This is a genomic window from Massilia sp. BGA-UO-ETr-WB1, from assembly GCF_059567845.1.
Genome location: NZ_JCAQOT010000027.1, coordinates 1,464,254 through 1,487,991 on the forward strand (window position 1 = coordinate 1,464,254; position 23,738 = coordinate 1,487,991).

General features: G+C 63.6%; 24 protein-coding genes and 3 pseudogenes. 14 read left to right on the forward strand and 13 right to left on the reverse strand.

All coding sequences use genetic code 11. The features are described 5' to 3' along the window. Positions 1-24: 24 nt before the first annotated feature. Positions 25-4,638: a CHASE domain-containing protein gene (locus AC56DV_RS33135; RefSeq protein ID WP_496318448.1), complete on the reverse strand. Its 4,614-nt coding sequence runs from the start codon at positions 4,636-4,638 to the stop codon at positions 25-27. A 393-nt stretch (positions 4,639-5,031) separates the two neighbouring features. Then, a complete protein-coding gene (locus AC56DV_RS33140) occupies positions 5,032-5,208 on the reverse strand; it encodes a DUF3606 domain-containing protein (RefSeq protein ID WP_496318449.1) in 177 nt (58 codons plus the stop codon). Between the two features lie 185 nt (positions 5,209-5,393). On the opposite strand from AC56DV_RS33140, the gene AC56DV_RS33145 reads away from it, so the two are divergent. Then, positions 5,394-5,594, forward strand: coding sequence for a hypothetical protein (locus AC56DV_RS33145; RefSeq protein WP_496318450.1), 201 nt, complete (start codon positions 5,394-5,396; stop codon positions 5,592-5,594). A 179-nt stretch (positions 5,595-5,773) separates the two neighbouring features. Here the strand turns inward: AC56DV_RS33145 and AC56DV_RS33150 are convergent, their stop codons facing one another. Together AC56DV_RS33150 and AC56DV_RS33155 are read right to left on the reverse strand one after the other, a co-directional pair. Beyond that, positions 5,774-6,172 (reverse strand): response regulator, encoded by a 399-nt coding sequence (locus AC56DV_RS33150; protein WP_496318451.1) that lies wholly within the window; start codon positions 6,170-6,172, stop codon positions 5,774-5,776. Between the two features lie 176 nt (positions 6,173-6,348). Beyond that, positions 6,349-6,972: a recombinase family protein gene (locus tag AC56DV_RS33155; RefSeq protein WP_496318452.1), complete on the reverse strand. Its 624-nt coding sequence runs from the start codon at positions 6,970-6,972 to the stop codon at positions 6,349-6,351. 201 nt (positions 6,973-7,173) lie between these two features. Here AC56DV_RS33155 and AC56DV_RS33160 point away from each other — a divergent pair, with 201 nt between their 5' ends. After that, complete coding sequence (locus AC56DV_RS33160) at positions 7,174-7,320, forward strand: hypothetical protein (RefSeq protein ID WP_496318453.1); 147 nt, start codon at positions 7,174-7,176, stop codon at positions 7,318-7,320. Between the two features lie 84 nt (positions 7,321-7,404). Next, positions 7,405-8,937: a recombinase family protein gene (locus tag AC56DV_RS33165; protein WP_496318454.1), complete on the forward strand. Its 1,533-nt coding sequence runs from the start codon at positions 7,405-7,407 to the stop codon at positions 8,935-8,937. Positions 8,938-9,230: 293 nt separating this feature from the next. Here the strand turns inward: AC56DV_RS33165 and AC56DV_RS33170 are convergent, their stop codons facing one another. Next, positions 9,231-9,488: a hypothetical protein gene (locus AC56DV_RS33170; protein WP_496318455.1), complete on the reverse strand. Its 258-nt coding sequence runs from the start codon at positions 9,486-9,488 to the stop codon at positions 9,231-9,233. Between the two features lie 43 nt (positions 9,489-9,531). Further along, complete coding sequence (locus AC56DV_RS33175) at positions 9,532-9,879, reverse strand: hypothetical protein (protein ID WP_496318456.1); 348 nt, start codon at positions 9,877-9,879, stop codon at positions 9,532-9,534. Between the two features lie 740 nt (positions 9,880-10,619). Here AC56DV_RS33175 and AC56DV_RS33180 point away from each other — a divergent pair. Both AC56DV_RS33180 and AC56DV_RS33185 read left to right on the forward strand, forming a co-directional pair. Beyond that, positions 10,620-12,209: a methyl-accepting chemotaxis protein gene (locus AC56DV_RS33180; protein ID WP_496318457.1), complete on the forward strand. Its 1,590-nt coding sequence runs from the start codon at positions 10,620-10,622 to the stop codon at positions 12,207-12,209. 248 nt (positions 12,210-12,457) lie between these two features. Next, a complete protein-coding gene (locus AC56DV_RS33185) occupies positions 12,458-13,969 on the forward strand; it encodes a CYTH and CHAD domain-containing protein (RefSeq protein ID WP_496318458.1) in 1,512 nt (503 codons plus the stop codon). 37 nt (positions 13,970-14,006) lie between these two features. Here the strand turns inward: AC56DV_RS33185 and AC56DV_RS33190 are convergent, their stop codons facing one another. Continuing rightward, positions 14,007-14,270 (reverse strand): hypothetical protein, encoded by a 264-nt coding sequence (locus tag AC56DV_RS33190; RefSeq protein WP_496318459.1) that lies wholly within the window; start codon positions 14,268-14,270, stop codon positions 14,007-14,009. 27 nt (positions 14,271-14,297) lie between these two features. On the opposite strand from AC56DV_RS33190, the gene AC56DV_RS33195 reads away from it, so the two are divergent. After that, positions 14,298-14,675 carry a hypothetical protein gene (locus AC56DV_RS33195; protein WP_496318460.1) on the forward strand — a complete coding sequence of 126 codons (378 nt, stop codon included), beginning with the start codon at positions 14,298-14,300 and terminating at the stop codon, positions 14,673-14,675. A 217-nt stretch (positions 14,676-14,892) separates the two neighbouring features. After that, the gene (locus AC56DV_RS33200) at positions 14,893-15,771 is read left to right on the forward strand and encodes a helix-turn-helix domain-containing protein (RefSeq protein WP_496318461.1); all 879 of its coding nucleotides are present in this window, start codon (positions 14,893-14,895) and stop codon (positions 15,769-15,771) included. Here the strand turns inward: AC56DV_RS33200 and AC56DV_RS33205 are convergent. The 5 genes from AC56DV_RS33205 to AC56DV_RS33225 form a co-directional block, all read right to left on the reverse strand. Beyond that, on the reverse strand, positions 15,768-16,220 hold the full coding sequence (locus AC56DV_RS33205) for a MarR family winged helix-turn-helix transcriptional regulator (protein ID WP_496318462.1): 453 nt from the start codon (positions 16,218-16,220) through the stop codon (positions 15,768-15,770). The genes AC56DV_RS33200 and AC56DV_RS33205 overlap by 4 nt on opposite strands. Positions 16,221-16,308: 88 nt before the next feature. Further along, positions 16,309-16,797, reverse strand: a complete 489-nt coding sequence (locus AC56DV_RS33210; protein WP_496318463.1) for a MarR family winged helix-turn-helix transcriptional regulator — start codon at positions 16,795-16,797, stop codon at positions 16,309-16,311. Between the two features lie 81 nt (positions 16,798-16,878). Beyond that, positions 16,879-17,580 (reverse strand): alpha/beta hydrolase, encoded by a 702-nt coding sequence (locus tag AC56DV_RS33215; RefSeq protein WP_496318464.1) that lies wholly within the window; start codon positions 17,578-17,580, stop codon positions 16,879-16,881. Positions 17,581-17,640: 60 nt separating this feature from the next. Further along, positions 17,641-18,075, reverse strand: a complete 435-nt coding sequence (locus AC56DV_RS33220; RefSeq protein ID WP_496318465.1) for an organic hydroperoxide resistance protein — start codon at positions 18,073-18,075, stop codon at positions 17,641-17,643. Between the two features lie 346 nt (positions 18,076-18,421). Further along, the gene (locus AC56DV_RS33225) at positions 18,422-18,631 is read right to left on the reverse strand and encodes a hypothetical protein (protein WP_496318520.1); all 210 of its coding nucleotides are present in this window, start codon (positions 18,629-18,631) and stop codon (positions 18,422-18,424) included. Between the two features lie 86 nt (positions 18,632-18,717). Here AC56DV_RS33225 and AC56DV_RS33230 point away from each other — a divergent pair. The 6 genes and pseudogenes from AC56DV_RS33230 to AC56DV_RS33255 form a co-directional block, all read left to right on the forward strand. Next, positions 18,718-18,810 (forward strand): annotated as a pseudogene (locus tag AC56DV_RS33230) (hypothetical protein); the annotation flags it as partial. A gap of 52 nt (positions 18,811-18,862) precedes the next feature. Next, positions 18,863-19,051 carry a hypothetical protein gene (locus tag AC56DV_RS33235; RefSeq protein WP_496318466.1) on the forward strand — a complete coding sequence of 63 codons (189 nt, stop codon included), beginning with the start codon at positions 18,863-18,865 and terminating at the stop codon, positions 19,049-19,051. A gap of 33 nt (positions 19,052-19,084) precedes the next feature. Then, the gene (locus AC56DV_RS33240) at positions 19,085-19,513 is read left to right on the forward strand and encodes an ester cyclase (protein ID WP_496318467.1); all 429 of its coding nucleotides are present in this window, start codon (positions 19,085-19,087) and stop codon (positions 19,511-19,513) included. Between the two features lie 14 nt (positions 19,514-19,527). Next, a complete protein-coding gene (locus AC56DV_RS33245) occupies positions 19,528-20,004 on the forward strand; it encodes an ester cyclase (protein WP_496318521.1) in 477 nt (158 codons plus the stop codon). Between the two features lie 89 nt (positions 20,005-20,093). After that, positions 20,094-20,411, forward strand: a complete 318-nt coding sequence (locus AC56DV_RS33250; protein ID WP_496318468.1) for a hypothetical protein — start codon at positions 20,094-20,096, stop codon at positions 20,409-20,411. A 179-nt stretch (positions 20,412-20,590) separates the two neighbouring features. Next, on the forward strand, positions 20,591-20,815 hold the full coding sequence (locus AC56DV_RS33255) for a hypothetical protein (RefSeq protein WP_496318469.1): 225 nt from the start codon (positions 20,591-20,593) through the stop codon (positions 20,813-20,815). A 329-nt stretch (positions 20,816-21,144) separates the two neighbouring features. Here AC56DV_RS33255 and AC56DV_RS33260 read toward each other — a convergent pair. After that, a pseudogene (locus AC56DV_RS33260) lies at positions 21,145-21,652 on the reverse strand (arsenate reductase ArsC). A gap of 692 nt (positions 21,653-22,344) precedes the next feature. Between AC56DV_RS33260 and AC56DV_RS33265 the strand changes: the two are divergent. Beyond that, positions 22,345-23,386, forward strand: a pseudogene (locus AC56DV_RS33265) (IS110 family RNA-guided transposase). Positions 23,387-23,738 lie beyond the last annotated feature (352 nt).

Sequence of the window (23,738 nt, forward strand, 5' to 3'; positions counted from 1 at the left end):
CTCCCCCCTCTACAATTGTCGCGGTCAAGGCGCCAGCACAGCCAGCGCCGCTTCAAAGTCCATCCGCTCCATGGCGCCGCGCAAGGCGCCGGCGCGCTCTGCGCCCAGTTCCGCCAGCAGCCCCTGGCGGATCTCTTCGTACTGGGCAAGCGCTGCAACATTGTATTCGGCAAGCTGCTGGCGGAACAACGCCAGCTGCTCCGCGCTCACCGGCGTTGCCGCCGCCTCCGGCCCCGCCGCCTGCTGCGACAGCCACGCTTGCGCCGCCGCCAGCGCAGCGTGCAGCTCCAACGCAGCCGCGCTGAACAGGCGCCCCACAGCGGGCGCGTCGCCCCGCGCGATCTCCTTCTCCAGCTCCAGGCACACCGCGGCAAAGCGCTGCGCACCCAGCGTGCCGACGCCGCCGCGCATGCCGTGCAAAGCCCTTGCGGCGGCTTCGCGCTGGCCGGACTCCCACTGCCGCCTGGCCGTGTCGAAACCAGTGCTGCCGCCATCGGCAAAGGTGCGGACCAGTTGCAGCATGGTCTGCCGATGCCCCGGATAGCCGGAGATCGCACGCAGCAGGGTGCTGACGTCGAACACCGTGCCCTGCGGCGGCGCTGGCACCAGCGCGGTATCGGCAGCCGGCTTGGCAACGGATACAGGTACCGGTCCGGGCGCTGCGGCCGGCAGGTAGCGCGCCAGCACTTCACGCAGCTGGGCCGCGATGACGGGCTTGCCGATAAAATCATCCATGCCAGCCTCGACGCAGCGGTTACGCTCGCTTTCCATCACCCCTGCCGTCATCGCCACCACCGGCATGGTGAGCCCCAGCTGCTGCCGGATCGCGCTGGTGGCTGCAAAGCCATCCATCACCGGCATCTGCACGTCCATCAGCACCAGCGCGAAGTCGGCCGCGCGCGCCCGCAACAGCTCCAGCGCCAGCTGGCCGTTGTCGGCCACTTCCACCGTCAGGCCGAGGCCCCCGAGCATGGCCTTGGCGATGTATTGATTCAGCTGATTATCCTCCACCAACAGCACCCTGCCCATCAGCTGGGCCGTGGCGGCCCGCGCCGGTTCGTGGCTCGCGCCCACGCCTTGCTGGCGCTGCAGGCTGGCGCTGCGCACGGCCGCGTCCAGACTGGCGGCGGTGACGGGTTTGTCGAGGCATTGATCGGCGCCCAGCGCCGTCAGCTCGGGCTCAAGGCTGGCGCGCTCATGACAGCTGGACAGGACGATGACCATGGTCGAGGGCCGGGTACGCAGGCGCCTCAGCATAGCGGCCGCGTCGCCGCCCTCGCAGGCTCTCCAGTCCAGCAGCACCAGGTCGGCCGGCGGCCCGCCAGGCGCAGGCCCGCCGCCGCGCAAGGCGGCCAGCTCGCCGACGCTGGCAGCACGCGCATGCCAGCCCAGGCGCTGGGCCGCGTGCGTCAAGGCCGCGCTGGCAACGTCGCTGGCGGCAAGCACCTGCACCACCTGCGCCCCCGGCACTTCCTCCACCGCTACCGCCGGCGCCGCAACGGCCTCATCGCGGACTGCGCGCAAGGCCAGCGATACGGTGAACACGCTGCCTTCGCCCTCACGGCTGTCGACCGTGATTTCGCCGCCCATCATGTCCACCAGGCGGCGCGAGATGGCCAAGCCGAGGCCGGTGCCGCCGAAGCGCCGCGTCATCGAGGAGTCAGCCTGGGTGAAGGCCGTAAACACGCGCCCGAGCTGCTCGGCGGACATGCCGATGCCCGTATCGCGCACCGCAAAGCGCAGCGCGGCCATGCCGTCCGCCGACACCGTACCGCTCACGTGCAGCGTGACGATACCGCACGCCGTGAACTTGATGGCGTTGCCGACCAGGTTGACCAGCACTTGCTGCAGGCGCAGCGCGTCACCCTGCAGCATGGCGGGCAGGCCCGGCTCGACGTCGATCACCGGCTCGACGCCGGTATTGCCGGCGTTCACGCCCATCACCACCGCCACCGACGCCAGCAGCGCGTCCAGCTTGAACGGCGCAGCCGACAAATCCATCCTGCCGGCCTCGATCTTCGAGAAGTCGAGGATGTCGTTCAGGATGCCCAGCAGGGTGTGGCCGGATTGCCGTATCAGGTCCAGGTCGCGGTGCTGCTCGGCGCTCATCTCGGTCCGGTTCAGCAGCTCGGCCAGGCCCAGCACCGCATTCAGGGGCGTGCGCAACTCGTGGCTCATGTTGGCCACGAACTGGCTCTTGGCCTCGCTGGCTTCGTCGGCCTGCTGCTTGGCCGCGCGCAGGTCCTGCTCGGTGCGCTTCTGCGCAGTGATATCTTTGGCGATGCCCAGAAAACCGGTCACCGCGCCGTGCTCGTCCCTGATCGGCGTGACAGTGAGGCGCACCGGCAGCGTACTGCCATCGCGGCGCACATAGGTCCACTCGCAGCTCTCCTCCCGCCCAAGCAGCGCCGGTTCCGCAAACACGCCAAAGCCACTGACGTCGCGACCGAGTTCCCGGCCCAGCTCCGCGCCGCGGCGCGTCATCTCGTCGGCAACATGGATCAGCGCCGGCGTCTGCTTGCCCACCATCTCGCCGGCGGTGTAGCCCAGCATGCGTTCGGCGCCCACGCTGAACACCTGGATCACGCCGTCCAGATCGGTGGAAATAATGGAAAAGGCGATGGCGGACTCCACCAACGCGCCGAACTTGCGCTCGGACTGGCGCAGCGCGCTGGTGATGGCCAGCGCGCGCTGGATCGCTGCCTCCCTGTTGGCCGTCAGCGCACGCACCACGCTGAAGAAAAGCAGGCTGATCATGATGCCCGAGATCAGCACGATCAAGGCCTTGTCTCGGTCGATATCGGCCTCGAACTCGGGCCGAGACGTGACCCGCAGTGTCCACCAGGTGTCGCCCACGCTCACATTCACCACGCCCAGGTAGGGATGGGGATAAGAAGCCTGCGGCTGGCCCCCGCCCTCCAGGTCTGAATAGATCATGGCCTCCGGCGAGGTCGAATGACCGTCGAAGATCTCCAGCGCGACCTTGGGCACCGGGCTGGGGAACACGCCCCGCATCAGGTCGTCCATCTGGAAGGCCGCGTACACAAAGCGTTCGATAGCCTCGTGACGTTCGGCCGGCGTGGCCACCGGTGCGCCGCTGCGGAAGATGGGGACAAACATCAGGAAGCCGGCGCGCGCCATGGTCCCGGCCTGCACCAGCGTGACCCGCCCGCTGGTGGCCAGCGCTCCGCTCTCGACCGCGCGCACCAGCGCAGCGCGGCGCGCCGGCTCGGAGTACAAGTCAAACCCCAAAGCGCGCGTGTTGGCCGCGTCCAGCGGTTCCGGATACGTGACCGGAACGTAGCTGTCGCGCTCGCCAGCCGGCCAGACCCGGTAGTCGGCCAGGCCTTCGCCGCGCATCTTGCGCGCGATCCGTTCCGGCTCCGCGGTGCTTTCGGCCACGCCCAGCACCTGGATGCCGGGGTACTTCCGGGCCACGTCCAGGCTTGAGGCATATTCGTGCCAGTCCCTGCGGGAAACCGAACTGGACGCAAGGTACAAGGCCTTGCCGCTGGTTAGCACCTGCTCATACGTGTCCATGCGCTCCGAGAGGCGACGCCGGATATCCTCCACCTTGGCCTGGAACAGATCCCTGGCGCGCTGCTCGGTGCCGTTGGCCACGTAATGCCACGCCACGATGGTCAGCGCCAAGCACACGAACAGCACCGACCAATGGAACAGGCACAGCAAATTCGCCCGCCGCACCGCTTCGACGGCCTGCCCCGAGCGCTGCATATGCCCCTCCCGGTCGGACGCCAGCACCATGCCCACCATGCTGCTCAGGGCGATGAACACCTCGAGCGAGGACAGCGCGTCGTTCAGGGTGCCGCCAGCGAAGGGCCCCAGGCCCTGGATAGTGCCGACCACGGCGGCGCCGTTCAGCAACAGCAGCAATAGTGTGACGCCACGCATGCCGTAGCGGAAGCTGGCCCAGCCTATCGTTGGCAGCAGCAGCAAGGCCAGCGCCCGGTGCGATTGCGACAGGTCGAAGTGCTGGCCAAACAGCAGGTACAGGGCCAGCGCCAGCACCGAAAGGCAGGCCACGGCGGCGATAGCCGCACGAATACTCCAGCGCCAGCCCTCAGAGGGGCGCGACCAGGCCAGGATACAGGGCGCCACGACCAGGATGCCGGCCGCATCGCCCAGCCACCATATCAGCCCAAGCTGACGCGCAGCGTGCAAAGGCGCCACGCCGGAGGCCAGCAAGGTGGCCAGGCCTACCGCGGCCCCGACCAGGGACATTGCCGACGCCACGGCCACAAAAACGTAGATCCGCCTGGGGGCGCTCAGCAGCGGCCCCGGCCCGGAAAAGCGCCGCAGCAGCCAGGCGCCGCACAGCGCCTCCAGCGTATTGCCCAGCGCGATGGTGAAGGACGCGGCCAGGGCCGGCCAGCCGCTCAGCGTGCCATTGACGGAAAACTCCACGAAATTCGCAGCGAACGCGCCAAGAAAAATGCCGGGCCAATAGCGTGCCCCCAGCAATAGCAAAGCCGCGAACGCAATGCCGGACGGGGGCCATACCGGCGACACATTGGTGGAAGCGAAGGCCAGCAGCAGGCCCAGGCGCGCGGCCCCGTAGTAGGCCAGCGCCAAGGCGATATGGATCGTCAGTAAGGACGGAAAGGAAGTCCGCTTCAAGCTCATCCTCCGGTGCGTTGCATCAGCTTATCACCGGCACTCATTCAATTGATGGCACGTTGCAAAAAAGAACAGCTTTGCCGCACAGCCGACGGCGGAACGGGGGCAAGCGCGCCGGCCAAGGAGCGGATGAATTTTGTGCACTTTCACTTGGAACAATGACGCCCCCGCCATCGCGCTGCCTGTCACCGTCACATTGGTGCAAACCCCATTCGCCACGCCTGGCCCCCTATAATGTGCCAGGCCGACATGTCCACCATCGACACTGCCAGGATTGAGCACCGGTGTCCAACCTTGTGATGATCGTGACAACCGGCCCTTTGATTGCCGCGCCATGCCTCCCTGCACCGTCAAGCGCGCGTTGCTTGCGCGGCGGCGGGCCGTGGCTGGCGCCTACCTGTTCAGCGCTTTGAGCACGTCGAACACCACCGGCCCCGCCGCCTTCACAACGGCCGCCAACTGGTCTCGCGTCAGGCCCAGCTTCCGGGTCCAGAACGCAACCTCCCATTCCTCTTCCAGATTGATCTTCGACCTGTCGCCCAGCCCGCTATCACTTTTCTCGTCGGCCATTCTCACGCTCCTGTTTTCCCGATCCTAGCACTCCGATGCACTGCGCCGTGCTCTCATATTCACGAGCAATAGAAAAGCGCGAGATTATCGAGATAGCGATAGTAAATAGCAATATTGTAGTGTTGCGAAACGCCTACAATTATTCGTGGAAAGAAAGTTCAACACCAGCCATACGGAGGCACGATATGAATACCGAGCGACGGTCCGACTTTGGCATGGCGATTGTCGTCGAGGTCGGCATGATCATGGCCACGACGCGCGATATGAGCTACTCCATGCGCTTCCTACGCAGGCACAAGCTGCGCGACGAAGTCGTCGCCCGCGTACTCGCGCACGAAGGCGCACGACGGGATGGCACAGCGCCCGCCCGATGCCGTCCCGCATAGCAAGGGTGGCAGTCCTTGGTAGCATGCCTGCCGGCTGTGGTCACCGTGCCGCTATCGGATACCCCACAGCGGCATGCCGCCGCCAAGTGCATCTTACCAAGTCCCCGGCCAACGCATGGCAGTTGCCGCACCGGGCACCGCAGCCAGTGAGCTGCCCTTCCCGGCGCGACGGTCCAGCCTTAACGCCGGCGCCCCCTGCCGTGCGCCACGGTCGCGATTTCCAACGCGGCAAGCAACCGATGCAAGTCGGCGGCTTTGTCCACATGCAAGTCGAAACCCGCGGCGCGGATCTTCTGCATGAATGCCGCTCCCACGAACGACGTAAACGCCACCAGCTTGGGCGACCGATCCGCCAAGCTGCGCACACGCGCCGCGACCTGGAACCCGTCCATGTCCGGCATGCTAATGTCGAGAAAGACGATATCGGGCGCCAGCCGGACGACTGCCGAGACCGCGTCTGCGCCGCAATAGACGGCGCTGGCCTCGTGCCCGCTGGACGAGAATACCTCCACCAGCAGGTCGGCGATATCCCGGCTGTCATCGACGACCAGGATTCTGCGACTGCCCGAATGGCCCATGATGCCTTCCAATCAAAAAATGACGACACGCGGCGTAGCTGCCCGTACGATACCACCCGCTGCTGCGTCGCAATCCAGTGCGCGGGCGGGCGGCGCCGATTTCCGCTTTGCCGGCTTCCACCGCCTGGTCCGAGGCCGCCAAGTTCAGCGTGGCGTTCCTGGCCTTCGGATCCACATCACCATCGCTCCGCTTGCACATTGTGCCCGATCTGCTCGGCGCACACCATCGGCTTCGTGCATCGTCCTTGAATCGTCGCGCCATCCAACCGGTTCGAATAATACCCCGGGCGGCCGCCCCGAATGTACCACATGCGCACGAAGCGGCTCTGCGCCAGAAACACCTTGTCGAACAGCTCGCGGCTGTATTCGGCGGCCATGATGCGCTTGATCCCCTTGAACAAATCCGCCGTCGGCGAGCCATCCATAGAGAACTGCTCCGCGCAGTAGACCACGGCCCCGCCCGCGCGGCGGCACATGTACTCATAGAACGCGCGCTCGTCCTTGTCTTGAAAACGCCTCCACCGGCTCACGTCGCAGACCTCGATAACCGAAAAATCGGGCGCCGGGCCGGTCGCCTGCGCCAGCAGCGCCTGCAATCCCGGGGGCGTGGCCAGCGACAGGCCGCTGCGGCCCTCATCCACAACGGTGCGCACAATCGCCATTCCCTGCGCGGCCGCGTAGGCATGGATGCGGTCGAGCTGATGCTGTATCGAATGGTGTTGCGCATCGGTCGACATGCGCGCGTAGGCGACCGCCGCGATGGGTACCTGTGCGACCGGCTCTGGCGGTTTCAGACCCATCACTTGCTCCTTCGATGACTTGCGGGCCGCCTAGTATGCGCTCATTGCGACGGCGGGATGCCAAACAGCGTGCCTTGCGCCGGTGCACCGTGCGCGGCGCCGCGATGGTGCTCGTCCCGCGCCTCGGCGAGCGCGGCCGGAACGTGCACCATGCTTGACGTAGCGCAAAGCGGCCCGGCGACACGTAGCTAGTATCGGGGCATGGACATTCGACTTCATAGGCTTTGCCTGGTCGCGCAGTCGCTGCGGAATATGCACGGCGTCTACTACGCCGCCTGCTTCCTCTTCGACAATGGCGTGGACATCGAACTCGCGCTTACCGCACTGGTGCGCAAGCGGCCGGGCTAGCGAATCGCCTATCGCTCGCTATGCTGATCAGTGTAGCAGCGCTGCCTGAGGCAACGGTGCTGCTTCGACGCACAAGGAGGCAACATGCAAAAAGCCTGTGGACTTGACCACGCGGAAGAGGACGCGCCAATGCGGCGCGCCGCAACCTACAGCCGGATGTCGACGGAGCACCAGAACTATTCCCTGGAACACCAGCGCATCCAGTTCAACACCTTCGCAGCGGCCAATGCGCTGACCATCACGCGGCAGTATGTCGATCACGGGAAAAGCGGATTGAACTTGAAGGGCCGCGCCGGCCTGCAGAGCCTCCTGGCCGACGTTACCAACCAGCCGGACTTCGACGTGATCCTGGTCTATGACGTCAGCCGCTGGGGGCGGTTTCAGGACGTCGATGAAAGCGCGTACTACGAGTATGTCTGCCGGCGCGCGGGCATTCCCGTGCTCTATTGCGCCGAGCCCTTTGCAAACGACAACACCGCCATTTCCTCCATTCTGAAAGCGCTCAAACGTCTGATGGCCGCCGAGTTCAGCCGGGAACTCTCGGCCAAGGTCTTCTCCGCCCAGTGCAATTTTGTCGCCCTCGGATTCAAGCCAGGCGGCAGCGCCGGATACGGACTGCGCCGCATCCTGGTCAGCTGCGACGGCGAGTTCAAGCAGGTCCTGCCCGCCGGCGAAAGAAAGTCCCAGAAAAGCGACCGAGTGCTGTTTGCGATCGGGCCGCCCGATGAAGTGGCGGTGATCAAGAAAATATTCGAATGGTATGTGGACCTCGGCCTCGGCTACACGCGGATCGCCGCGATGCTGAACTGTTGCGAGATCGTCGACGAGCGCGGCAGACCCTGGACCAGGTTCCTGGTCAGGCAAATCCTGACCAGCGAAAAATACATCGGCAACATCGTCTTCAACCGCAGCTCGAACAAGCTGAAGGCGCGCGCGGTACGCAACCCGCCTGAGATGTGGATACGCAACGAGGGCGCGTTCTGCGCATCGGTCCCGGCGGAGACCTTTCGCTCCGCCGAGCAGACGCGGATCAGGCGCTGCCAGCACTACAGCAGCGCCGAACTGCTTGACATGCTGCGCCAGTTGCAGGCAAGGCACGGACGCGTGTCGGGTCTGTTGATCGATGCCGCGCCAGAACTGCCAAGCTCACAAATGTTCAGATACCGGTTCGGCTCGCTGACAGAGGCGTACCGCCAGGCTGCCGTGGTCACGCCGATGCAGACCCGGTACTCAAGCACGCGCCGGCGCTTGCGTGGCCTCCGCGCGTCCCTCGCCATGGAGATCGTGCGCTGTGCGGCGCTTGCGGGGGCCAACGCAGTTCCCACCACGATGTGCAACTGCTTTCTGGTCAACGACAACATCGTGCTGCAGCTCCAGGTTGCGCGAGCGCATCAGGAAGCGTCCGGCGCGCTGCGCTGGCTTGTCCCGATTCTGCGCACCGGGCGAGTCGACTTCGTCCTGGCGCCTATCATGGACACCGCAAACGAGCATGCAACGGGCTACTACTTGTTGCCCGCCCGGCTCTTCGCCAAGGATTACATTGTCATACGAAGCGAACACATGCTTGAATTCCAAGCGCATGAGTTCAAGTCGTTGGAGGCAATATTCGGATTGTAGCAACGGGCCCGCCAATACAGCGCTACCTACAGGGCAACCTGCGCGCCCTCATGAAAATGCGGGCATTGGCAATAATGGTTCTCATCGCCAGCACGGCGTGTGCGCAGCAAGCCGACACTGAGGATGCCAGCATTCCGGTCGAGAATTGTATCAAGGCCCACGCCGCAGGCGACGCGGCCTTCATCCGCCTTCACCGACTACATGGCGCCGCTGAAGGTGGATAGCGAACGGAGGATCCTTAACTGAACTTTCAATGGTGTGACCAAGCTCTAGCGTTAATGTAGCTGAAGTGGTCAAGCTATCCAGAATGACAACAGACTTCCCAGCATGTCCGAATGGGCTCGCAACGCGCCCAAATCTTCACCGATGAACGGCAGATGCCCCTCGCAACTCGGGTCGCTTCTTCTGCCGGTGATGAACGCGCCTTCTTTGACAACCAAGCCCGAAAAGACCCGCCCGTCCCGCAGTTTGACATCGACGAGATAGTTGCCCGTTTCCGGCAGCGTTGACGGATCGGGAAGCAGATGCGCAGGGATGCGAATTCTGGACATGCGGCACGCGTGCAGGCAAAGAAGAAATGCGCGACATGCCGGACTACGGAAATACGCCGCCGACGGCAGTTGCCTCGGCGCGCGGTTTGGCCCGGCGTTCCGGATACGGGAAAATGGCAACGTCCCCCAAGTGCGCGCAAGCGGCGATCAACTTGAGCGCCGCCAACGGTTCGCGCCAGGCGAAACCGGCCGCCAGCTCAAGCGTTTTCACCGAGGTCGGCAATTCCATCACCAAACCGTCCTCCATCCGCAACTCCCGCACGCCGCGGATCTGCAGTTCACGGACGATGGACTCCGGACTTATGCTGCGCGCAACGGCGACATGGTTGATACTGAGGGTCATCTCCACCCCGTCGTGAATCCGCGAGAACAAAACATCGGCAGTATGCATGACTATACCCTTGGTTGAGGTCACAATAGGACATCGCGCGCGCCTGCGGCGTCAGCCTTCAGCGCGTGAATCATGATACCCGCAAATGACAGCCATGACACGCTCCCTGTGGCCATGGCCTTTGCCTGAACTGGCCAGAAATGCGTGCGATGCCAGCCCACCGCGGACCGCCCGCGTCAATTTCAGACCATGGGCTCGGGCCTGATGGACGCGTCGAGACTGGCCCACGCCCGTCGCGTCAAACGCCCGTCACGATTGGCCATTCCTATGCCCCCTGGCGCTGAAATCGAACCACAAACTAGCGCCGCCCGATGGCGGCGCGACCGGCACCGGTGGCCGGGAAACATACCGGCACCGATTCCTGCTTCGTGCGCGGCAAGAGGCAACGAGAGACTTGCATGAAATTCAGATGTACCTACCAATTCTGTCGGCGGATTCTGCCGCTCGCAGCCATCGAGCCCGAACAAACCGCGGAAGGCTGGCGTTTCGCCTGCCCCGTTTGCGCATGCAAATCGGCTTTGCTGAACGTGGCTCCTCCCGGCTTGCCCCATCGCTTCGTGCAGCCGGACGAGGACGTTCCGTCGCCACAGGGCATCGGAACGGTTTCGCTTTAGCGCCAGTCCACACCGCGCCGCGTTGACGGTGCATTTTTGTTAATCTTATTTTCTAGGATGTAACGGTGACGCAATAATTGGTGAGTATTGTGTGGATTCCGCAGCAGTCCGCCACACCCGCACACCATGAACACATTCCATCTCAAAACAGGTCCCAGGGTCCTGTCCTCGTTCGCGATCATTCTGTTCGTCATGGCCTGGATCACCGGCATCGCGCTATGGCGGCTGCACGCCGCCAACGAGACCACCGAATATCTGGTCAACGACAAGCTGGCCAAGCAGCAGCTGGCATCCGACTGGCTGGGCGTGGCCAAGCTGAACGGCGTCAGGACGCTGTCGATTGCGAAAAGCGACAGCCTGGAAGTGGGCGAGTTTTTTCTGGGACAACTGGCCGAGGGCGACAGGCTGGCCGAGACCGTGAAGCGCAAACTGGCGGGCATGTCCCACGGGAACGAGGAGAACGCCATACTGCGCTCGGCCGCCGGCAAGGAAGCGGCCTATCTGGCCGTACGCAAGGAGATTTTTAGCTTCAAGGAAATGGGCAAGACCCAGCAGGTCGAACAACTGGCCGATGCGTCGTTGAAATCGACGTTTGCAGCCTACACGTCGGCACTGGCGCAATTACTACAATATCAAACGTCACAGGCGCGCACGCTTGCTGCCGGGTCGGCACATCAATATCGAAGCAGCCGCGCCGAACTATTGGGCTTCGGCGTCCTGGCCCTCGCCCTTGGCGCTGCGCTGGCATGGTTCATCACCCGCAGCATCGTGTTGCCGCTGCAGCACGCCGTCGACCTCACAATCCGTGTTTCCAAAGGCGACCTGCGCACGGCTGAAAAACATCGCCGCTTCGACGAAATCGGTCAACTGCTGGACGCCTTGCACAACATGACCACCCGCCTGGCGGTCACAGTGACCCAGGTACGCGATGGCGCGCACACGATCGACGACGCGTCGAAAGAGCTGGCATCGGGCAACCTCGACCTGTCGCGCCGCACCGAACAGCAAGCCGGGGCACTCGAGGAGACCGCGTCGTCGATGGAGGAACTCACATCGGCGGTACGGCAAAACGCGGCCAGCGCGCGCACCGCAAACGAGCTGGCCCTGTCCGCTTCGGCGGTGGCCGGCAAGGGCGGCAAAGTGGTGGAGGAAGTGGTGCAGACCATGGACGAGATCAGTGCTTCGGCCAGGAAAATCGTCGACATCATCGCCGTCATCGACGGCATTGCCTTCCAGACCAATATCCTGGCGCTGAACGCGGCAGTGGAGGCGGCGCGCGCCGGCGAGCAAGGCCGAGGTTTCGCCGTGGTGGCGGCCGAGGTGCGGAACCTGGCGCAACGCTCGGCCACCGCGGCCAGGGAAATCAAGCATCTGATCAGCGACTCGGCAGACAGGATCGATGTCGGCAGCACCCTGGCGCATGCTGCCGGCGACACCATGTCCGACATCGTCGCGAGCGTCGGCCGCGTGACGAGCATCATGGCGCAAATCAGTTCCGCAAATGAGGAACAGGAATCCGGGATCCATGAAGTCAACCGTGCCATCGGCGACATGGACGACGTCACGCAGCAGAATGCGGCCCTGGTCGAGGAGGCCGCGGCCACGGCGGAGGCCATGCACAAGGAGGCCAACCACCTGGCCCAAATCGTCAGCTTTTTCAAAGTCGATACGGTCGCGGCCGGCGAGCGCCAGCGGCCACCTGCCCTATCGCGCTAAGCGCGCTGGCCGGCTTGGCCGATCGCCCGGCGGCTATGCACCGGCCGCATACGGGATATCACCAATCGCAATTGGCAAACTTTGCTGCAATGCGACATAGTACACATGTCTCCTCCTTTTCAACACGATAAGGATTCGAGCCCGCCGCAGGCGGGCTCTTTTTTTGTGCACTTCGCGATGCACCGTACGCAAGCACAAACTCGCCCGTATCCCTTGCCAGGTGTATAGTCGGTGGGTGGAGGACACTCATGGAAACCGAACTGAAACTGACGCTACGCCCTGCCGACTCCGAACGCATGCGGTCGCATCCGATTCTGGCCGCGCATGCCATGGCGGAGCCGACCGAACTAGAGCATACGGATATTTACTACGACACGCCCGAACATGAGCTATGGCGTCACGGTGCAACGCTGCGGGTGCGCGTAGCCGGCGGTACCTTTGTCCAGACGGTCAAGACCGTCGACAGGCACGCCACCGCCCTGCATCGCCGGGGCGAATGGGAGTGCCCGCTCTCGGACAAACACATCCAGCCAGCACTGCTGGCGCGTCAGATCACGCAGACCAAGCTGGCCCAGTTGCTGTCGTGCCCGGACCTCGTGCGCCGGCTGGAGCCCATCTTCTCCGGCACCACGCGGCGCACCACTTGGCAACTGCGCTTGCCTGGCGGCGAGGAGGTCGAGTGCGCAATCGACGCCGGCGATTTTCGCGGTGGCGAGCGCCATACCCGGATCTCCGAGCTGGAACTGGAGTTGAAGCACGGCGCGCCTGAACGATTGTTCGACTTCGCGCTCGCCTTGCACCGCGAGATCCCATTGGAACTGGCAAACGACAGCAAAGCCGCGCGCGGCTTTGCGCTGCTCGGTTCCGCCGGCCCGGTCGCCGTGAAGGCCAAACCGGTCAAGTTGCGAAAAAAGACGGTGACGGAGGATGCGCTGCGGCGCATCGGCGTGAACTGCCTGGAGCAGATGGAGGCGAACATCCCGGGCGTGCTGGCCAAGGATGTCGAAAGCGTGCACCAGATGCGGGTCGGCTTGCGCCGCCTGCGCGCGCTGCTGGATATGTTCGAGCCGCTGATCGCGCCGCCGCAGGATGTGAGCGATGGCCTGGAATGGCTGGCCGCCGAACTGGGCGCTGCCCGGGACTGGGATGTGCTGGCCAGCGCCACCCTCGCCCGCATCCAAGGCGCCGAGATGGCCGCGCTATGCGACTCGGCCCGTGCGAAAGCAGCCAAACTCCACAGCGTGATGCTGCGGACCCTGCACTCGCCCCGCTTTACGGAGCTCATGTTGAAGTTGAACGGCTGGATACGTGGCCACGACTGGCGCGACCACGCCACGCCGGCCGGCCGATCCACCATGGGTAAAAGCGCCGTCCGCAACGCCATGCCCCTATTGCGCCAGGCGGAAAGGCGGCTCAGCAAGCGCATCAAGGCGCTGGCGCCGCATGACGCGCCGGCAGTGCACCGGGTCCGCATCGCCGCCAAGAAGGCACGCTACGGCGCCGAGTTCTTCCACGACCTGCTCGACAAAAAAAATACGCAGCGCTACGTCGAGCATCTGTCGGCGCTGCAGGACAGGCTTGGTTTATTGAACGACCTAGCCGTGGCCGCGCGGCTGCTGCCGGAACTTCAGCTAGGCCACGGCCAGCTGGCCCACGAGGCGGCGTTCGCGCACGGCTACCTGGCGGCGGACGCGAAGTACGGCATCGATCGACTGGGCCCGCCGCTGAAGGCGGTGGCCAAGCTGCGCATGACCAAGTAAAGCCGGTGCCTGCGAAGGCGCCGGCCGCATACCGCTCTTACCGCCTGCCGAGCCGGGATTGTTCCGCCAGATTCGAAAACTCCACCGCCTGCAGCAGCAGCCTCTCGATCGCTTCGGCAGCTTGCAAAGCAATCCGACTATTCTGGCTGGCCGCATCCGACATAGCCGCAACACCGCGCCTTATTGTGTCGGCCTCGCCGGCGCCCACTGTCCAGGACGGTGCCGCCTGTGACGCGTGTTCGCTTAGCCGCTCCAGCTGCCGCTGGACCTTGCAGAGGGTCTGGGGCAGGCCGGAATCCATCCACAGACTGCGAATGGGGAGATGCGATTGGTTGCCCAGAATTTCACGGATATTGAGCGCAGCCTAGGCGGCCTGCCGAGCGGCGTCTCTGGCGCGCAATTTTGCGAACAGCAGGCGGGAAGCGTATACACCATCGTTCCGCGCCTCGGCATGCGCCTATGCTTCCCCGACCAGGAGCTTGATGGAGGCGACAACCTGGCGTGCCGAAGCCAAGTCCTCGGCCGCGACAAAGATCACGCGCTGCAACAGCCCTACGCTTTGCGCCAGGAGATCGCTCGCCAACAGCGCCACTTCCTGGGCATGCTTCTCGGTGGTCCGGCTAGGCATGGGATCGACTCCTGCATTCGGGTGAACAACTGGCGGCCGCTGGCCCTTGGCGCGTGCTCGGCACCGCAGAAAATTTAACATGCAGGCCTCGACAATGTCCGATTCCCCAGGCACCAACCATGACGTGTTTATGCAACTGCCAGCAATGCGCACGCGCCGCCACGGGCGATGCACCTAGCACCCAATTAGTCGCACACGACTTTCTATTCCATTAGTCAGCCTTCGCGCCTATGCTGCCAGCACGCTAAGGATAAGATGAGACTGAATGGAATCTTGTGGGAACTACGAACAATTCTTGCACGCTGTACGCACACCGGATGCGCCGCGTGTCGTCACGCGCCCACTCCACCACGGCAGACTGATCGCCACGGAAATTCAAGGTCCGGCAGGGTTCGGGGCCACCGAACCGATCGCGCACGACCAAGCGTACGTCCTGCAGCTACGCCTGCTGGACTGCCAGCAGTGCACCTACTTTCTGGACGGCCAACCGCTCCAAGTCGAAGACCGACGCGCCGGCGCCTTGCAGTTCCACGATTTACGCGCCGCACCATCGGCCGACATCCAGGACCCGTTTCATGTGCTGCATCTGTACCTGCAGCACCGGGCCCTGGCGGGGGTGGCGGAGGAAACCGGCGGCCGCAGCCTGCGCGAACTACGGGTGCGGCACGGCGAGTCCTATCGCGACGAGATCGCCACCAACCTGCTGCTCGCCCTGCGGCCCGCACTGACGCGGCCCGGAGAATCGAGCGCCCTGCTGGTGGAGCACATCACGCAATCGCTCTGCGTGCACATCGTGCAGCAGTACGGCGGCATGGAGGGGCCGCGCCAGCGCTGTCGTGGCGGTCTCGCCGCGTGGCAGGCGCAACGTGCACGCGACCTGATCGAGACCCATTTGAACGGCGACATCTCGCTTGCGCTGCTAGCGTCCGAGTGCAGCCTGTCGATCCGCCACTTCACGCGGGCGTTCTCTCAAACCTACGGCATGCCGGCGCACCGCTACCTGACCCGCAGACGCATCGAGCGCGCACTGGAATTGCTGAAGGTGCGCACGCTGTCGATCGGCGAGATTGCGCTTGAATGCGGCTTCGTCGACCAAAGCCATCTGACGCGGGTCTTCGCCACCCATATCGGCAGCAGTCCCGGCCAATGGCGGCGCACGCACTGCGGCAGCTAAGCTTGCGCCAGCACTTCGGCCAGATTGTGGTTGAGTACGTCCAGATTGCCCATCAGGTTATCCGCCTTGGCTGCCGTGATTGAGCACAGCGCGACGACCTCCTGGCTGATCTCCAGGCCACGCCGGCGCAACTCCTTGCCGGTCTTCGACAGCGTGAGTATGCGGTTGCGTTCGTCGTGCGGGTTCTTGCTGCGGATGACATAGCCGCTGGCTTCAAGGCGCTTGACCAGCGGCGTGACGGATCCCGCATCCTGGTCCAGGCGTTCGGCCAGGTCTTTCATCCCGATCCCCTCCTCTTCCCACAGCACCAGCATGACCAGGTATTGCGGATAGGTCAGGTCCAGCGGCGCCAGCAGGGGCTTGTACAGCTGGGTCATCTTCAACGAGGTCGAATAGAGCTTGTAGCACAGGTGCTGGCTCAGCGGCGGTGGACTGTCAGGTTTCATCATTCCCTCAGGCGGAGGCGGTTCGGATTCAGAGGAAGCCATTATAGCAAATTACATAGCGCACTAAGCAACTAGCCCAACAGCCGCAGTGTTACAGCCAGCCGCTGGCTTCCACATTCTTGAGCAGCTCGCCGTTCAGCTTGCCCAGCATGACACGCAGCGCCCGGTTTTCCTCCGGTGTCAGGCCCGACGCGCGGTGCACATAGGCCGGGATCACCCCGGCCTTGGCCACCAACGCCGTGCCCTTGGCGGTCAACGACACGATCAGTTGCCGTTCATCGAAGGCGTAGCGCTTGCGCACCACCAAGCCCTGCTCCTCCATGCGCTTTAGCAGCGGCGAGAGCGTGGAAGACTCCAGGCTAAGGCGCTGCGAAATGACGCTCATGCACACGTTGTCATGTTCGCTCAGGACCATCAGCACCAGATACTGTGGATAGGTCACGCCGAGCACATGGAGCGCCTTGCGGTACACCTTGTTAAAGCCCAGCATGGCGCTGTACACGGAAAAGCACAGGAGCGAACCCAGGCTGTCCGTGTGTGCGGTGGCCTTGGCCGATGTGTAGGTGATGCGATGATCCATTTGCCGCTCCATCTGTCTGATTCCGCGCGTGCGAGAGGCCGACGCCGGTCCGTTTCGGTCCGGCGCCATGCCCGCCTCCGCTTACTGTTTCGCCGCGACTTCCTTGGCGGCTTTCTTGATCAGGTCGGCCACTGCTTTCGGCTGCGACATGTAGACCGCATGGCTGCCCGGCACTTCCACCACGCTGGCCTTGATGCGCTGGGACATGCCGCGCTGCGCCTGGGGCGGAATCATCTTGTCGTCCTTGGCCACCAGGTAGTAGCTCGGCTTGACCTTCCACGATGCCTCGGAGACGGCGCCGGTCAGTGCGTTCACGCCCCAGGGCACTTGCGAAGTGGCCATGAAAGCGGCCTTCTTCGGATCGATGTCGCCGGCGAATGCCGCCGCGAATTTGGCCTGGTCCAGCAGCAGGAAGCCATCCTGCGGCGGCAGGATCGGCGGCACCGGCGCGCCCGGCACGGGATTTTTGATCAGCGCATCCACCGACTCGCCCTTGTCCGGTGCGAAAGCGGCGATGTACACCAGTCCCTTGACCTTCGGATCGTTGCCGGCTTCCGTGATCACCACGCCGCCGTAGGAATGGCCGACCAGCAGCACAGGGCCAGGCGCGGCAGCCACGATGCGCTTGGTGAAAGCAACGTCGTCGCCCAGCGAAGTGGTTGGGTTCTGCACCACGCTGACGTGGTAGCCGTCCTTCTTCAGGATGCTGTCGACAGCCTCCCAGCCAGAGCCGTCAACGAAGCCGCCGTGAACCAGGACGATAGAAAGAGCCAGTGCGTTCATGATATTTCCTTTAAAAGTAGAGAGATGTGAAGTGAGGTACAGCAGCCGCCCCGGGGCGGATTAAGCAATCACCAGCGATACATTGATATTGCCACGCGTGGCGTTCGAGTACGGGCAGACCTGGTGCGCGATGTTGACCAGCTCCTCGGCGGCGGCGTGTGCGACACCAGGCAGCGAAATCATCAATTCCACCTGGATGCCGAAGCCCGTTTCGATCGGGCCGATATCCACGGAGGCCTGGATCGATGCGTCGGCAGGCAGAGCGACCTTCTGCTGGCCCGCGACGAATTTCAACGCGCCCAGGAAACAGGCGGAATAGCCGGCGGCAAACAGTTGCTCCGGATTGGTGCCGGCGCCGCCGGGCCCGCCCAGGCCCTTGGGCGTGGACAGCTTGACGTCCAACGCGCCGTCGCTGGATTTCGCGGCGCCCTCACGGCCGCCGGTGGACGTTGCCTGTGCGCTGTACAGGACTTGTTTGATTTGATCGATAGCCATTTGGATTGCTCCTATAAGAGATAAGAAAACAAAACTACTTTGAGCGCAAACTATTTTAACCACTACTTCGAGATACTGTCTGCGCTGCCATGGACTGAACTATACTTAGCGCACTAAGTAAAATCAAGAACTATATTGATGTTGCCCGTCATCAAAGCAACCCCGAGAAATCGGGTACTTTAGCCTCGACGCTCCGCCACGCCGGTGCCATCGCCAGTTGCGGGAATCAAAGAACGGACTTCGCTGGCCGTCCACCACAGTCCGTCCCGGATACACAAAAAGGCAATCTACTTAGTGCACTCAGGATATCTTTCGGGGGACGGTTGGCCCCAGCGCAACCGCATAATCAACGAATGCGCCGGCGGCGTATTGTCGAATCAGGCCCAGAATTGCACATTCCTGCCAAGCCATCGCGCACGCCGGGATGGGAGGCGCTGTCCCCACCGAAAACATGGCCGCCGCGTACAAAAATGTCCCTTTTGTACTCGACTTGCACCATGCCTGGCCCGATGCCCAGATCGCGGGCGATGTTCTTGTTGCCGAACCCCAGAGCCATGAGTTGCAGCACCTCGAGTTCGCGCCAACGACCCGCAGTTGGCCGAGAACGTGCGCACCTTGAACGGGGGACGCGGCGTGGATGTGGTGTTCGAACTGGTCGGACGGGCCACCTTCGCGCAGTCCGTCGACGCGCTGCGCGACGGCGGCCACCTGCTCCACATCGGCAACGCCTCGGGCAGTCCGGCCATCGACCATGACGCCCTCGCCGCCCGTGGCATCCAATACCAGCATGCGACCGCCAGCCAGTATGCCGGCGAGCGCGCCGGACTGGAAGCCGGAGCCCGCGGTGTTCGCGGCGGTCAAGGATGGCGTGTTCGGCGACATCGATCCGGCCGTCTACGCGCTGGCCGATGTGGTGCAGGCGCACGAAGATCTGGAAGCGCGCCGCATCAGCGGCCCAGCCATCCTGGTGCCCTGAACACGACTATCACCACACATCAAGGAGCATGCAATGAACGATCTATCCATCAGCGAAGCGGCAAAGGCTGTCGTCCGCCGCAATACCGAGGAAGTCCAGGGCGGCGGCGATTTTGCCCTGTTCGAGGAGCTATTCGCCGACAACTTCATCGACCATACGCCCCAGCCGAACTGCACGCCAGACAAGCCCGGCGCCAAATCCCTCTATCGCAAGCTGCACGAAGCATTCCCGGATTTTCACGCGGTGATCCACTGGCAAACCGCCGACGGCGACCGCGTCAAGACGTACAAGACCTATCACGGCACGCATCGCGGCGCGTTTCTCGGCGTGGCGCCCACCGGCCGCGAGATCCACTTCGATACGGTCGCTGTGATGCGCGTGCAGCATGGACAGATAACCGAGCACTGGGGCGTGGCCCACCTGTACTCGTTGATGCAGCAGCTCGGCGCCCGACCCCACTGATCCCGGAGCACACCATGATAAAAAAACTGCTGCTCATCGTATTGGCTGCCATGCAGTTCTCGGCCAGCCATGCGCAACAGCCGGCGGGCGGGAACGAAACCGTGCAGCTTTGGTACGAGGCCTTTGACAGGCACAACGCCGCCTTGCTGGACACCATCCTTAGCCCGGACTGGATGGACATTCCGCCCATGCCCGGCCAAATGGCGGGACCGGCCGGCGCCAGGCAAGTCATGGCCGCGATCGAACTGTCCTTCCCCCACTTCCGGATCGAGATCAAGGAGGTGCTACAGGACGGGAACAAGGTGGTGGTCCGTTCCAAGATCAAGGCCACCCAGCGCGGACCGTTCGCGGGCCACGCGGCGACGGGGCGCGGCATCACCATAATGGCCATCGACATCCATGAAGTTCAATCAGGGAAGAACGTCCGCACCTGGCACATGGAGGACTGGATGAGCAGCCTACACCAGCTGGGCATCATTGGGGTGCACTGACTTCGGCCTGCTCCTGGCCGATCTGATGCCGGCCGGGCGGGCAGCGTGCTAAGATATGGGCCCGATGGTAGCGCTATACATTCTTCAGCATGAATGACCTCCACGAAGATCTGGAGCGCTTTGGCGTTCCCTCCGACAACCTGGACGCTGCGGCCCGCCGACAGCCTAGCAGCGCTTCCAGGCGCCGTCCCTTCCACACCAAAGTGCCAACCCGGAACGAGGTTCAGCGCCTGCCGCCGCAAGAATTGACCGCGCTGATGGTTGGCTGGATGGAACATAGCCCCGTCGAGATCATCCCCAGCGCGGCGCAAATACAGCTGGTCATTGAAGTGATGCTGGCGCGTCCCGATGCGCCAGCGCTGGGGCCTTTGCTGGCGATGTGCAGCAATTACGCGAACGCCGCCTGAGGCTATCAGAACTCGCCGGGACGACACCGTCTGCCGCGATCGGGCGCCATGCTGGCGCGCTGTCAACGCAGCGTCACATTGCCTTGCTACAATAAAGTTTTGGCGCCGCTGCCTGGGCTGTTTTGCCTTTCGCATCCCGCTGCGCAGCCGCGCGCCCCCCATAACAAGTGAAAGCGAGCATGCCGCAGCGAAAAAATCACAGCCTGGCCAACATTATTGAGCAAGGCATCGCGATCGATGCCGCCAAGGGCGCCGCCCATGCCTGGGTATTTTTGCTGTTTCACGCCGTCCCGCAACACCTTGCCGCCAGAGTGCTCGCCCGGTCCGCGCGTCGGCGCGCCGACCGCTCGGCGGTCGTGAACGTCGCGCCGCCGTCGAGCGAGGCCCCCGCTGCCGAGCAGTAAGGCAAGCCCCGATCACTGTGGGCCTTACCCCCGTTTCGGCGGCAGTTTGCCCGCTGAACGCGATGAGGCCGCCTGCCAGCTCCGGGGCGTATGATGAAGAAGAGAATCGCCGCCCCGGCCCATGCGAGCGTCAAGGATCGGCCTCTGATCATATGCGGACAGCGTGCGGGGCTGCCAGTCCAAGCTGCTGAACGAGGCTCCGCCGAGCCTGCCGCATGGTTTCGCGCGCCGGCGCCGGCATGGCGCTCTTGCTGCACTGCCGACCATCACAGGCGTCGTCGCGCATGCGCCAGGCAGACACGCACAGCGTTTGAGGCGTCGCGCGACACTCACGACCTTGCACCGCCAATACCGTCAAGTTCGAGTCTGAGAGAGATGTTGTCCAGTTTCTCCAGAGGCAGGCTGCGGAATAGGTCCGATCGTGTCTTAATTTCCCGGCAGACTTTGGAAAAGACCTGGCGGACCTCTTCGTCCGTTCCATTGACCGCTGCGGGATTTTGGAAAACCCAGTGCGCGGTCATCGGCTGGCCGGGCCAGAGCGGACACACCTCACCAGCGGCCTCATCACAAATCGTGATGACGAAGTCCATGCGGGGTGCATCCGGCAACGCGAATCCGTCCCACGACTTACTGCACAGGTTCTGTCCGGTGATGCCAAGCGAGGCGATCTGCTCCAAGACGAAAGCATTGATGCCCCCCCCCCCCCGCAGGACGACTGCCCGCGCTATGCGCCCGGAAGCGGCCGGCGTCACCGCTGTTGAGGATGGCCTCGGCCATGATGCTGCGCGCCGAATTGCCGGTTCCGAGAAACAGTACGTTGTAGATGTGATTGGTCATAGGATTTGCTCCGTGTTGGGCAGACGGCATGCCGATACGATCAAGTTGCGCTCTCGTGCGTGCGGGCGGCCCTGGCATCGTCCGCCGCTGCCTGCAGCAGGAGTCCAGCGAGAATGGGCGGTGGGTGCCGTCTCCCGCCTGCGTACCGTGATCTACCTGCCACGCCCAACTGGATACTCGCGAAACGACCGGAAGCCGCCTTGCCTCATCGCATCCCAGCCGCCTGCCCAGCGCTAGCGCGCTAAGCGTGCGGCTCCAGCCGGCGTTTCCCACGGGCGAGCACTCGCTCAACCACACTTGCCGGAACCGCCCGTTGTCGAAGATACCGTTGTGCCTCGTCAATGCCTGCTACAGCCAGCAGTGCGAGCCCATGCTGGACCAATGCCGCAGTCTTGACGTCAGTTCGTTGATCATGCTCGCCAGAATCGTGTCGTTCCACACCCCCTCCGTCACTTAGCCAGATACGGTTATCACGATCCAGATTAGCACGATTTTTCCGGTTGATCGGCCTGCCGTGTACCTAAATCCATCACTACGCCGTTTGGCAAATGGAATGGACGCCTCCCTCCTGAGGCGCAGCCCGCCACGTCGGGTGAGTGAGGCCGGGCACGGTAGCCGGATCGCAAGCAGGCGCGCGCCCCCGGGTATGCGACAGTGGACTGGTCGACAACCAGCCAGCAAGGAGAGCCATCATGAACAGCACACCAATCGTCTACGGCGTCGACCTGGCGAAGAACGTGTTCCAGATGCAGTGGGTGACCCCGGAAACCGGTGAAGTGGTGAATCGACAGGTCAAGCGCACCGGTTTCCTAGCCCATTTTGCGAACCGGGCGCCGTGCCTGGTCGGCATGGAGGCGTGCGGCGGTTCCCACCACTGGGCAGGGCGGCTGCTCGATATGGGCCACCAGGTGAAGCTGATGCCCGGGAAAGCGGTCAAAGCCTTCGTGAGCGGCAACAAGAACGACGTCGCCGACGCCAGAGCGATATGGCTCGCGACACAGCAAGATGGCGTCAACACCGTCGCCGTGAAATCGGAGGCTCAGCAAGCCGTGCTGGCCCTGCACCGGATGCGCCAGCAGCTCGTCAAGTTCCGCACGATGCAGAGCAACGGCCTGCGCGGTTTGCTGGCCGAGTACGGCGAGGTGATGGCGGTGCGGCGCGCGGCGCTCAACAACTCGATGTGCGCCGCGCTGGCCAGACTCAGCGACCGGCTGCCGGCGGTGTTGATCGACACCCTGCGCGAGCAGTGGAACATGCTAGCCAAGCTCGATGAACAGATCCAGCGGATCGAGTCGCGGCTTCTGGCATGGATGAAACAGGAAAAGTCGTGCGGTAAAAATCGCCCAGATGCCCGGTGTCGGCCTGCTCACGGCGACGGCCGCGGTGGCGACGATGGGTGACGCGAAAGCGTTCAAGTCGGGCCGTGAATTCGCCGCCTGGCTCGGCCTGGTGCCGGGACAGACCGGAAGCGGAGGCAAGGTGCGGCTGTCGGGCATCAGCAAGCGTGGCGACACCTACCTGCGAACCCTGCTGATCCACGGCGCCAGGGCGGTGCTATCGCATCCCAACGCGGCCACCAGGATGCCTAGCCAGTGGCTGCAGGAAATAGGCAAGCGCAGGCCCGCCAACGTGGTGGCGGTCGCGCTGGCCAACAAGATGGCCCGAACGATCTGGGCGCTATTGGCCAAAGACGGCACCTATGACCCTGAACACGTCAGCGTCAGGCCGGCATGATGACGGCGCGGTTGCCGGGACGTGAAATTTTTGATTCGAGTAGTGGCAGGCCGACAGGTTGCGTAAGGTAATTTTGTGTGATTGCAAACAGGTCAGACCGGGACTCACCAAACCTGAATAACTTTGTGGGCTTCTAGCCCGCGCGGCAAATGAGGTGTGGGTCAGCGGATTCCGTCGGGGCCAGCAGGGAGATATCCACTGCAACAAGGCCGGATATAAAACTGCAGCCTATCCTGCTTCGCAGAGCACACGATTGCTTGGCAAACGGGAGGCGTCCATATAAAAGTTATGCTTCCAGGCGCTTGGCGACACTGTGCAACCACAGTGACTACCCAACGGGCCCACTTTGACG